Annotated in this window: 9 protein-coding genes; 6 read left to right on the top strand and 3 right to left on the bottom strand. The window is 64.6% G+C overall.

Translation table 11 applies throughout. The features are described from left to right. Positions 1-4: 4 nt before the first annotated feature. A complete protein-coding gene (locus AC25Y4_RS05655; protein ID WP_488119372.1) occupies positions 5-928 on the top strand; it encodes an RluA family pseudouridine synthase in 924 nt (307 codons plus the stop codon). 47 nt (positions 929-975) lie between these two features. Continuing rightward, the gene (gene dnaE, locus AC25Y4_RS05650; protein ID WP_488119371.1) at positions 976-4,497 is read left to right on the top strand and encodes a DNA polymerase III subunit alpha; all 3,522 of its coding nucleotides are present in this window, start codon (positions 976-978) and stop codon (positions 4,495-4,497) included. 274 nt (positions 4,498-4,771) lie between these two features. Here dnaE and AC25Y4_RS05645 read toward each other — a convergent pair whose 3' ends face one another. Next, on the bottom strand, positions 4,772-6,175 hold the full coding sequence (locus tag AC25Y4_RS05645) for a pyridoxal phosphate-dependent decarboxylase family protein (protein WP_488119370.1): 1,404 nt from the start codon (positions 6,173-6,175) through the stop codon (positions 4,772-4,774). Between the two features lie 130 nt (positions 6,176-6,305). Here AC25Y4_RS05645 and AC25Y4_RS05640 point away from each other — a divergent pair, with 130 nt between their 5' ends. Beyond that, the gene (locus AC25Y4_RS05640) at positions 6,306-7,082 is read left to right on the top strand and encodes a lysophospholipid acyltransferase family protein (RefSeq protein WP_488119369.1); all 777 of its coding nucleotides are present in this window, start codon (positions 6,306-6,308) and stop codon (positions 7,080-7,082) included. 44 nt (positions 7,083-7,126) lie between these two features. Here AC25Y4_RS05640 and AC25Y4_RS05635 read toward each other — a convergent pair whose 3' ends face one another. Then, the gene (locus AC25Y4_RS05635) at positions 7,127-7,687 is read right to left on the bottom strand and encodes a flavin reductase family protein (protein ID WP_488119368.1); all 561 of its coding nucleotides are present in this window, start codon (positions 7,685-7,687) and stop codon (positions 7,127-7,129) included. A gap of 125 nt (positions 7,688-7,812) precedes the next feature. On the opposite strand from AC25Y4_RS05635, the gene hisD reads away from it, so the two are divergent. The 3 genes from hisD to AC25Y4_RS05620 all read left to right on the top strand — a co-directional run bounded on the left by hisD (position 7,813) and on the right by AC25Y4_RS05620 (position 10,765). After that, complete coding sequence (hisD, locus tag AC25Y4_RS05630; RefSeq protein ID WP_488119367.1) at positions 7,813-9,117, top strand: histidinol dehydrogenase; 1,305 nt, start codon at positions 7,813-7,815, stop codon at positions 9,115-9,117. 92 nt (positions 9,118-9,209) lie between these two features. After that, positions 9,210-9,725 carry a transcriptional regulator NrdR gene (gene nrdR / locus AC25Y4_RS05625; RefSeq protein ID WP_488119535.1) on the top strand — a complete coding sequence of 172 codons (516 nt, stop codon included), beginning with the start codon at positions 9,210-9,212 and terminating at the stop codon, positions 9,723-9,725. 8 nt (positions 9,726-9,733) lie between these two features. Next, a complete protein-coding gene (locus AC25Y4_RS05620; RefSeq protein ID WP_488119534.1) occupies positions 9,734-10,765 on the top strand; it encodes a quinone-dependent dihydroorotate dehydrogenase in 1,032 nt (343 codons plus the stop codon). A gap of 74 nt (positions 10,766-10,839) precedes the next feature. Here AC25Y4_RS05620 and AC25Y4_RS05615 read toward each other — a convergent pair whose 3' ends face one another. Continuing rightward, on the bottom strand, positions 10,840-11,928 hold the full coding sequence (locus AC25Y4_RS05615) for an App1 family protein phosphatidate phosphatase (RefSeq protein ID WP_488119366.1): 1,089 nt from the start codon (positions 11,926-11,928) through the stop codon (positions 10,840-10,842). Positions 11,929-11,981 lie beyond the last annotated feature (53 nt).

Raw genomic sequence — 11,981 nt, 5'->3', positions numbered from 1 at the left:
CACTATGGAATCTCGTTCTTTACCCCTGCCAGATGGTCTCGCCGGCGTCCGCGTCGACGCGGGGCTGGCGAAACTCCTGGGGTTCTCCCGCAACTTTGCTGCCGATGTGATCGAAGCCGGTGGCGTGACGCTCGACGGTGTCGTTGTCGACAAGTCAGACAAGCTGAAAGCCGGCGGATGGCTGGAAGTGACCTGGCAGCCCAAGGAAGCTGTGGCCATCGTGCCCATCGCTGTGCCAGACCTCACCATCGTCTACGACGACGACAGCATGGTTGTGGTGAACAAGCCTGCCGGTGTCGCCGCTCACCCGAGCGTTGGCTGGACAGGCCCGACCGTTGTCGGGGCCCTGGCCGCCGCCGGGTACCGAATCTCCACCTCTGGGGCTGCGGAACGCGCTGGCGTCGTGCATCGCCTCGACGCCGGAACCAGCGGCCTCATGGTGGTTGCCAAGTCTGAAGCGGCGTACACGGCTTTGAAGCGCGCGTTCCACGACCGCGAGGTCGAGAAGATCTACCACACCGTGGTCCAGGGCCACCCTGACCCGCTCGCCGGTACCATCGACGCACCCGTCGGCCGGCACCCGCGCCTTGACTGGCGGTTCGCCGTCACGGCCGAGGGCAAGCACGCCGTCACCCACTACGAGACGCTTGAAGCATTTCCGTTCGCGTCGCTCCTTGAGGTGCACCTGGAGACGGGGCGAACGCACCAGATTCGCGTGCACATGGCCGCCCAGCGACACCCGTGCGTTGGCGATGCCATGTACGGCGCAGACCCCAGCATCTCTTCAAGGCTCGGCCTCACCCGCCAGTGGTTGCACGCCAAGCAGCTCTCGTTCGCGCACCCGGAGTCTGGGGAGTGGGTGACATTCAATTCTGAATACGCCCCGGATCTCGCCCATGCGCTCTCTGTTCTGAGGAACGAAGCTTAGGCTAGAGATTCATCCCCCAGCACGACCAACAGTATTTCGGAGCAGTTTTGTCCTCTCAGAGTGATTCGTTCGTTCACCTCCACGTGCACAGCGAGTACTCAATGCTTGACGGTGCTGCGCGGGTAAAGCCGCTCATCGCGGCCGCCATCGAGCAGGGTATGCCAGCCGTCGCGGTCACCGACCACGGCAACGTCTTCGGTGCCTTCGACTTCTGGCGCACAGCGACAGAGGCCGGGATTAAGCCGATCATCGGCACAGAGGCGTACATCACGCCTGGCACCCACCGCAGCGACAAGACTCGGGTGAAGTGGGGAACCAATACCCAGAGCCGCGACGACGTCGGTGGTAGCGGTGCGTACACGCACATGACGCTCCTCTCCGAGAACACCGCCGGCATGCACAACCTGTTTCGGTTGTCGTCACGGGCCTCCCTCGAGGGCTACTACTTCAAGCCACGCATGGACCGCGAGCTGCTCAGCGAGTACTCGAATGGTTTGATCGGCACCACAGGCTGTGCCGGTGGTGAGATCCAGACGCGGCTACGGCTTGGCCAGTATGAGGAGGCCAAGAAGGCCGCAGGGGAGTTCCGCGACATCTTCGGTGCAGAGAACTTCTTCTGCGAGGTGATGGACCACGGCATCGACGTGGAACGCCGCACCATGAGCGACCTGCTGCGCCTGGCAAAGGAGCTGAACCTCCCGCTCGTCGCCACCAATGACCTGCACTACACGCACGCCCACGATGCGACGGCTCACGCTGCCCTGCTGTGCGTGCAGTCTGCGTCGACGCTCGACGACCCCAACCGGTTCAAGTTCGACTCAGACGAGTTCTACCTGAAGACAGCCGCCCAGATGCGGCACATCTTCAGGGACAACCCAGAGGCCTGTGACAACACGCTGCTCATCGCAGAGCGGTGCGAAGTCGAGTTCAACACAAAGGCCAACTACATGCCGCGCTTCCCAACGCCAGAAGGGGAGAACGAGGAGAGCTGGTTCATCAAAGAGGTCGAAGTCGGCCTCCACATGCGCTACCCGAACGGCATCCCTGACGACGTCAGGAAGCAAGCCGACTACGAGGTCGGCGTCATCACCCAGATGGGCTTCCCCGGCTACTTCCTGGTGGTTGCCGACTTCATCGCGTGGTCGAAGCAGCAGGGAATCAGGGTAGGCCCTGGCCGCGGTTCAGGCGCCGGCTCCATGGCGGCATACGCCATGGGCATCACCGGCCTCGACCCACTGGTTCACGGACTGATCTTCGAGCGCTTCCTCAACCCAGACCGCGTCTCCATGCCCGACTTCGACATCGACTTCGACGAGCGCCGGCGCGGCGAGGTCATCCGCTACGTCACCGAGAAATACGGCGACGAGCGGGTTGCCCAGATCGTGACCTACGGAACCATCAAGGCGAAGCAGGCGCTGAAGGACTCCTCGCGAGTGCTTGGCTTCCCGTTCGGCATGGGCGACAAGCTCACCAAGGCGATGCCGCCAGCCATCATGGGCAAAGACGTTCCACTCACCGGGATGTTCGACAAAGACCACCCGCGCTACCGCGAAGCCGTCGACTTCCGCGCGGTGATCGAAAGCGACCCAGAAGCCAGGACCGTCTTCGATACCGCCCTCGGGATCGAAAACCTCAAGCGCCAGTGGGGTGTGCACGCCGCAGGCGTGATCATGTCGAGCGATCCGCTCATCGACATCATCCCCATCATGAAGCGTGAGGCCGACGGCCAGATCGTCACCCAGTTCGACTACCCGGCCTGTGAGTCGCTCGGTCTGATCAAGATGGACTTCCTGGGGCTTCGAAACCTCACGATCATCGACGACGCACTCGACAACATCGAGGTCAACCGCGGCCACCGGCCGGTGCTCGAAGACCTCGACCTCGACGACCCGCTGGCCTACGAACTGCTGGCCAGGGGCGACACGCTCGGCGTCTTCCAGCTCGACGGTGGCCCGATGCGCGCACTGCTGCGCTCGATGAAGCCTGACAACTTCGAAGACATCTCGGCCGTCATCGCGCTGTACCGTCCGGGCCCCATGGGTGCGAACTCGCACACCAACTACGCGCTGCGAAAGACAGGTCTGCAGGAGATCATTCCGATCCACCCGGAGCTGGCAGAGCCGTTGAAGGACATCATCGGTGGTACCTACGGCCTGATCGTGTACCAGGAGCAGGTCATGTCGATCGCGCAGAAGCTGGCCGGCTTCTCGCTCGGCCAGGCCGACCTGCTGCGCCGCGCCATGGGCAAGAAGAAGAAATCAGAGCTCGACAAGCAGTTCGAGGGCTTCTCAGCTGGCATGAAGGACAACGGCTATTCGGATGCCGCGATCAAGACGATCTGGGACATCCTGCTGCCGTTCTCCGACTACGCCTTCAACAAGGCGCACTCCGCCGCGTACGGTGTGCTCTCCTACTGGACCGCATACCTCAAGGCTCACTATCCCGCCGAGTTCATGGCAGCACTGCTGACCAGCGTCGGCGACTCCCGCGACAAGCTCGCGCTGTACCTCAACGAGTGTCGCCGCATGGGCATCCAGGTGCTTGCCCCAGACGTCAACGAATCCATTGGCTACTTTGCCGCCGTCGGCACCGACATCCGCTTCGGCCTTGGCGCTGTTCGGAACGTCGGCTTCAACGTGGTGGACGCGATCCGTGAGGCACGCAAGGAGAAGGGCAGGTTCGAGTCGTTCCACGACTTCCTGCGCAAGGTGCCGCTCCAGGTGACCAACAAGCGCACTGTCGAATCGCTGGTCAAGGCCGGGGCATTCGACTCGCTGGGGTCAACCAGGCGGGCGATGGTCGAAATTCACGAGGGCGCCGTCGAATCCGCGGTGAAGATCAAGCGCGATGAGGCGCACGGCAACATCGGCTTCGACTTCGACAGCCTCTTCGACGATCCGCAGTCCACAGACCAGGTGCCTGAACGACCGGAGTGGTCGAAGAAGGAGAAGCTCGCCTTCGAGCGCGACATGCTCGGCCTCTACGTCTCTGACCACCCGCTGGCCGGCCTGGAGATTCCGCTGGCCAAGCATGCCAGCACCGGCATCGCAGACCTGCTGGCCTCTGAGCAGACCCAGGATGGCGATACCGTCACCGTCGCAGGCCTGATCACGAGCGTGCAGCACAGGGTGGCCAAGAAATCGGGCAACCAGTACGGCATGATCCAGGTTGAGGACTTCGGCGGCGAGATCACGGCGATGTTCATGGGCAAGGCGTATGTCGAATTCGCGCCCGATCTCGTCAATGACTCCGTCGTTGTGGTGCGTGGGCGCGTCAGCATGCGTGATGACGGCATGAACCTGCACGCGTACAGCGTGTTCGCGCCGGAGCTCGGTCAGGAATCGGATGCCGGCACACTGTCGATCACCGTGCTCGAGCAACGGGCGACCACCGGGACGATCAGGTCGCTCAGCCAGACGCTGTCAGCACACCCGGGGGGAGCTGAGGTTCGGCTGAAGCTGGTCAAGGGCAATACCGCCAGGGTGTTTGAGTTGCCGTACAAGGTGAAGGTGAGCGCCGATCTCTTCGGCGAATTGAAGAGCCTGCTCGGCCCGAACTGCCTGAGCTAGCTGAGCTGCCTGCGCTAGCTCGCCCGAAGCGCGTGTCTGGCATCACCGCGCCCGTTGTCGCGCGTTGCGCCCGCACTAGCGGTAGCGGTGTGCCACAGCGGGCGCGACGAAGCCGCCGGGAGGCGTCGCCGCTGAGGCCGCCTGCGAGACCGGGAACTAGCATCCGCTCGCCAGAGTCGCCGTTGTGCCCAGAGTCGCCCGTTGTGCCGAGAGTCGCCGTTAGTACGGCGACTCTCGGCACATTCGGCGACTCTCGACGGATGCCGCGCCCACGTCAGTCGGCGACCGGCTCCAGGCTGACGGCCGCCATCGCCCTGGCAACGGCGGCGATGGCCGCGATGATGTCGGTATCGTCTGTCGACCAGTTGCTGACCGAAATTCGCAGCACGGCCCTTCCCTGCCAGACCGAGCCAGACATCCACACCTGCGCCTCCTCAAGCAACTTCTCCGTCACGCGGCGGGTTCGATCATCGGAGCCAAAACTCAGGCACACCTGGGTGAACGCGACCTGGTTCAGCACCTCGACCCCCGGCAGTTGCGCGAGTCCGCGGGCGAGCGCGGTTGCCGAGTCCGCAAGCTTCTCGACCATGGCGACGGTGCCGGTCCTGCCGAGGGATCGAAGCGCTGCCCACACGGTCATGCCGCGCGCGCGGCGAGACAACTCAGGCACGCGCTCGAACGGATCGCCAACGCCCCGGTCATCGGCAACGAGGTAGCTGGTGTGCACGCCGAACGTCGCCTGCATGACGTCTTTTCTGGCGACGATGGCGATGCCGCAGTCGTACGGCACGTTGAGGGTCTTGTGCGCATCCGTTGCCCATGAATCAGCGGATGCCAGGCCGAATAGCTGTTCGCTGTATCGCTGGCTCACAGCAGCCCAGAGCCCGAACGCACCGTCGACGTGCACCCAGGCGCCGTGCTTATGCGCCACCTCGATGGACTCGTGCAGGGGGTCGAAGGCGCCGGAGTGCAGGTTTCCGGCCTGGAGGCAAACGATCGCCGGGCCGTCGATGGTGGCCATCGCTGTGGCCAGCGCCGCAGGCTTGATCCGGCCCTCGCTGTCTGAGGCGACGGCCGTCGGGGCGCCAAGCCCGAGATAGCGGAGCGCCAGGTCGACGGAGGCGTGCCGCTCTTCCCCCACGAACACCGTGATGCGCGGTGCGCCGGTCAGCCCATCGGTGTTGAGGTCCCAGCCGGCGTCATCGAGAACGCTCTGTCGGCCGGCCGCCAGCCCACCAAAGTTCGCCATGGTTCCGCCCGTTGTGAATCCGACGCCCGCGTCCCGCGGGAGATCGAGCACGTCGAGCAGCCAGTTTCCGGCAACCTCTTCGGCGGCCGCTGCTGCCGGCGTAGCGAAGCGGATTGCCGCATTCTGATCCCAGGCGCTGACCAGCCAGTCGGCGGCCAAGGCTGCCGGCAGGGTGCCGCCGATGACCCAGCCGAAGAAGCGACCGGATGGCATGGCCATCAATCCGGGCTCGGCCCATGCGGCCAATTCGTCGATGACGGCGCTCGGCTCGAGTGGCTGCTCGGGCAGCGTCGAGCCGTACGTCGCCGCGAGTTGTTCAGCGCTCAGGCTGGGCGCGACGGGCCGACTCGGCATCGACGCGAGCCAGGCCGTTGCATGGGCTCGCGCCCTGTCGAGTGGTTCCTGGAAGTCGTTCGGTTCGGCAGGCACAATTTCACGCTAGCCCTCCGGCGCGCTGCGAAACACCCCCGCGTCCTTCGCTTATACGCGAGCTTTTTGGCGCGGATTCGCTGAGCATACTTACCGCTGGTATTCAGGAAACTCCCATAACCTTGCACCTATGACGAAGCGCCGGAGTGAGCCGATTTATGCCACCGCGATCGGGGCTGGCCGAACGTTGTTCGGCCTCTTGCATCTGAAGCCCCGCGTCACGGGCGGGCACAACCTGCCAGACACCGGCGGTGCCGTGTTGGCGATCACGCACTTCGGCTACCTCGATTTCGCCCTCGCCGAGTGGATGATGTGGAAGAAGAACAAGCGTCGCATCCGCTTTCTGGCTAAGAAGGGTGCGTTTGACCAGCCGGTGATCGGCACGTTCATGCGTGGCATGGGGCACATTTCGGTCGACATGACGCATGGCGCAGAGGCGTACACCCTTGCCGTTGACGCTCTGAAGGCCGGCGAGGTTCTCGGTGTGTTTCCGGAGGGCGGCGTCAACGCGTCGTTCACGGTGCGAGACCTGAAGACCGGAACCGTGCGGATGGCGGCAGAGGCCGGCGTTCCCATCATCCCGATCGCGATCTGGGGCGGACACCGGTTGATGACCAAGGGTCACAAGCGTTCGCTCAAGGAGGCGTACGGCGTGCCCGTCAGTTTCATGGTCGGCGAACCGATAGCCGTGACATCGGCCGATGACATGCAGGCGAAGACCCAGGCGCTGCACGACACGCTGCAGGGACTCGTTGACATTGCCCAGGAACGCTACCCAGAGGATGGCACTGGCGCATGGTGGCAGCCAGCTCACCTGGGTGGAACGGCACCAACCCCGGAAGAAGCGGCCATCGCTGAAGCTGAACGCCGCCGCAAGCGGGAGCTGGCCAAGGCCTCAGCGAAGTAGCCGCGCATCGTCTGGGCGAGTCTCCTGGCGTTGACTCGCTGCCGCTAAACCTCGCTGCCTGGCGTGTGGTACCGGCGCTCGTGGTACAGCAGGGCCTCGTCGTCCTCGCCCATCCCGCCCTCTTCGATCTGAACGACCACGACGGCGTTGTTGTGCACGGGGATGCGTTCGACGATTCGACCAACCATCCATGACGTCACGTCATTCAGCACGGGAAGCCCGTATGGTCCGACTCGCCAGTGGTCACCCAGGAAGCGTTCCTCTGCCGGCCCTGACATCTTCTGCGCCAGCGGGCGATTACGCACACCGAGGATGTGGATGATGACGCGGTCGTTCTCGACGATCGCGGGCCAGGCGCTGGCCGATCGTGCCATGTTGAAGGTCGCCAGCGGCGGCACCGCAGACAAAGACGCGAGCGAGGTGGCGGTGAAGCCCACCGGCGTGCCGTCGTCGCCCAGGGACGTCACGATGGCGACTCCGGCTGCGTGCCGCCGGAACGCGTGCTTGAACGCCTCAAGGTCTTTCGGTGCATGCGGGTCGCCTTCGAGCGGCGGCACGGGAGCGCCTGGCAGATCAGTGGATTGTGGTGCGGCTGTTTCGTTCATACGAATGCATCAATCTCCTTCTGGGCCAGCCTATTCCCGACATCTGAAACCTTCCCGAGTCCGTGTCACGCAATGACATCGACCGACAGCCCGCGCGCAGGGATGGCAGATAAACTGGCAGTGCCATGATGCAGACCATTGACCTTCGGGGTACCCAGCTCACTCCCGCAGAATTGCTCGCCGCAGTTCCGCGCTCGCTCACCGACGTTTCCGCTGCGAGCGAGATCGCCGCCGAACTCATTTTCGACGTCCGCGAACGCGGGGGAGCAGCGCTCCTCGACCAGGCTGAGCGTTTGGACCACGTTCGTCCGGAGGCCATTCGGGTTCCGGAAAGTCACATCGTCGAGGCCGTTGCCGGCTTGAGCCCGCTCGTGCGCACGGCGATGGAAGAGACGATCCGCCGGGTTCGACTGGCGAGTGCCGCCCAGGTGCCCCCACGCGTCCAGACGACGATCGCCGACGGCGCCGTCATCACGCAGCGCTGGCAGCCCATCAACCGCGTCGGGCTCTACGTTCCAGGCGGCAAAGCCGTCTATCCGTCCAGCGTCGTCATGAACGTCGTCCCTGCCCAGGTGGCCGGGGTGTCGTCGATCGCACTGGCGTCGCCGCCGCAGGCCCACTTCGAGGGCCGCGTGCACCCCACCATCCTCGCCATCGCCGGTTTGCTCGGCGTGAGCGAGATCTACGCCATGGGAGGAGCCGGAGCCATCGGCGCTTTCGCCTGGGGCGCACCTGACATCGGGCTCGATCCCGTGCAGCTCGTCACCGGCCCTGGCAACGTCTTCGTCGCAGCGGCCAAGCGCCTGGTACGCGGCCAGACCGGCATCGACGCAGAAGCCGGCCCGACCGACATCCTGGTGATTGCAGACAGCACGGCAGATCCGTTGCTGGTCGCTGCCGACCTCGTGAGCCAGGCTGAACACGACGAACTGGCCGCGGCCGTTCTCGTCACAGACTCCGTCGAGATCGCCGATGCGGTCTCAGTGCGCCTCGCCGAACTCGCGCAGTCCACCACCCATAGCGCTCGTGTCACAGCGGCGTTGAACGGAACCCAGTCAGCGCTGGTGCTTGTCGATGACATTGCCGCCGCTGCCGCGTTTAGCAACGCCTTTGGCCCTGAGCACCTGGAGATCCAGACCAGCGACCCTGAGGCTGTCCTTGAGCTGATCGAGAATGCCGGCGCCATCTTCCTCGGCCCGCACTCCCCGGTAAGCCTGGGCGACTATGCGGCAGGCTCGAACCACGTGCTGCCAACAGGCGGTCAGGCCCGGTTCTCGTCGGGACTTGGCGCGTATACCTTCCTCAGGCCACAACAGGTGGTGCAGTACAGTCGTGACGCGCTGCAGTCTGTTGCCGCGCACATCGATGCCTTGTCAACGGCGGAAGCACTTCCGGCGCACGGAGATGCCATCAAGGCCAGGTTCATCTAGGCGAGGTTCATCGAGAGTTCATCGGGCTGCCGCGGCGTACACTCGCCGTGGTGGCCCGCCCATCTGGGTCAGCACGATAGGCTGTGATCACAATGTTCTGCCCGTTCTGCCGCCACCCAGACTCAAGAGTCGTTGACTCACGCACCAGTGACGATGGCCTGTCGATTCGTCGACGCCGCCAGTGTCCAGAATGCGGCCGCCGCTTCAGCACCACAGAGACTGCGAGTCTCAACATCATCAAGCGCAGCGGGGTGGTCGAACCGTTCAGCCGCGAGAAGATCGTCGCCGGCGTGCGCAAGGCCTGCCAGGGTCGACCGGTGACGGACTCCGACCTCGCACTGCTCGCGCAGAAGGTCGAAGAGACCATCAGGCAGACCGGCGCATCGCAGATCGACGCCAACGACGTCGGCCTTGCCATCCTGTCGCCGCTGCGCGAACTCGACGAGGTCGCCTTCCTGCGCTTCGCCAGTGTGTACCAGGCATTTGACTCACTCGAGGACTTCGAGTCCGCCATCACCCAGCTTCGTGCAGAACATGCGGAACCTGCGGAACAGGCAGAGGGTATCCGTCAGACGCCGGCGCCCCTGTCATCGTCGACGGAGCTATAGCGATGCGCTTGTACCCCATTCTCTTCTCCACAGTGCTGTCGAAAATGGAGCCGGAGAACGCGCACCACCTTGCGTTCACCGCGATCAGGGCGCTGCCGACGCTCGGCTTTGGCCGCCTGGTCAACCGCTTCACCCGGCCACGCACCGACCTCTCAGTGCAGACCCTCGGGTTGACCTTCGAGTCACCGTTTGGCGTCGCAGCCGGTTTCGACAAAGACGGTAAGGCCGTCATTGGCCTTGGCCAGCTCGGGTTCGGGCACGTTGAAGTCGGGACGCTGACCGCTCTCGCCCAGCCGGGGAATCCGAAGCCCCGTCTGTTCAGGCTCGTTCCCGATCGTGCGGTGATCAATCGGATGGGCTTCAACAACGGTGGTGCCAGCGCGGCGGTTGATCGCCTGACGCAGGTGCGTTCCGTGCCTGGTCGTCCGGTGCTCGGCGTCAACATCGGCAAGAGCCGTGTCACGGCCGTCGAGGACGCCACGGCCGACTACGTCACGAGCACGGCAATCCTCGCGCCCCTGGCTGACTATCTCGTCGTCAACGTGAGCTCACCGAACACCCCCGGCCTCCGCGGCCTGCAGGAACTTGATCAGCTGGCTCCGCTGCTGACAGCGGTCAAGGCTGCTGCGGGAACAACGCCGCTGCTCGTCAAAATCGCGCCTGACCTGAGCGACGACGAGGTGACGCGCATTTCAGAACTCGTGGTGCAGCTCGGCCTCGACGGAATCATCGCGACCAACACGACTCTCTCCCGCGCCCACCTGGCCACAGACGCCGCCGTTGTCGAAGCCGCCGGCGCAGGAGGCCTGTCTGGTGCTCCGCTGGCCGCTCGAGCCCTTGAGGTGCTCCGCATCGTGCGGGCCACCGTTCCGGCAGAGCTCTGTGTCATCTCGGTCGGAGGCGTTGAGACGGCTGCGCAGGTCGACGAGCGCCTCGCCGCTGGCGCAACGCTCGTGCAGGGCTACACGGCGTTCCTCTACCGGGGACCGCTGTGGGCGCGCGAAATCAATCGCGGACTCGATCGGCTGCGTTCGCGCTGACGTCGTGCGTAGCTGCTCGTAGCTGCCGCGCGTCTGAGCTGGTAGCGCGCAGCTGCGGTCTTGCCGGCGCCAGCCTATGACGCAGGGTGCGACAGCAGCCCGAGCTGAACGAGCTGGTCTGAGATGCTCGACCCGTCTGGCCCGTACACCCATGGTGCGTTCGGCGTGCCACTCGCTTCATCCTTGGAGCGACCTCCGGCGAGCACCGCTTCGCTGGTGGACAGCTGCCTGATTGCAACGGCAGCAACGCTTCCCGGGTACTCCCTTTGGAAGTCGCTGTAGATCGCCTCGTCATGCTGCCCGTCGTCACCGATCAAGATCCAGCGGATGTCGGGGAACTCCTGGGCGAGACGCCTGAGGTTTGAGCGCTTGTGGTCCTGTCCGCTGCGGAACCACCGGTCGTGGGTGGGGCCCCAGTCCGTGAGCAGCAGCGCTCCGGACGGGTACATGTTGCGGGAGAGGAAGCGGGTGAGCGTCGGCGCGACATTCCAGGCGCCAGTCGACAGATAGATGACGGGGGCGCCAGCGTCCTGCTGTACGAGACGGTCGAGCAGCACCGCCATGCCTGGCGTCGGAATTCGGGCATGCTCGTCGAGGACGAAGGTGTTCCAGGCCGCTAGCAGTGGCCGGGGGAGAGCGGTGACCATCACGGTGTCGTCGACGTCAGAGACGATCCCGCGCGTGACCCCTGGCGGCACGACATAGATCGAGGCGCCCACAGGGGCAGCTGTCGACGTACTGAGGCGCGCCATGTGGGTGCCTGGCTCCAGCTCGATCTGAACGACGGTATCGACGACACCACCGCGGTCGGCCTGCACGTAGTGAAGCTGGCCGCCGATCTCAATCGTGACCGTCACATCGTTCACGGGAACGCTGGTGAAACTGCGCCAGCCTCTGATACCCGGGTACTGGTTGGCTGCGGTCGCCGTGCGTCGCGCGGCCATGCGCGCTGCGGTCTTCGGCTTGGCCAGCAGTACGCGGCACAGGATGCGTGCCCACTCCGTGGATCCGTAGCCGGCGTATGGAACGACAACCGGAATGTGCCCACGTTTGCGCGCCCACTGGTACCTGACCTCGTGAATCCAGTCTTCGATTCGCGCCGCTCGATGAACAATCCTCGACGGTGGCGAACTCCTGGTGGACTGTGGCGAGGGGCGAGGCACTGCCCTAGTCTGCCATGTGAAAGCTTGGGGCTCCCTCCGTTTGGGTCGCCCTG

The organism is Leifsonia sp. Y878, assembly GCF_057669685.1.
This window is presented reverse-complemented; position numbering and strand designations above follow the sequence as displayed.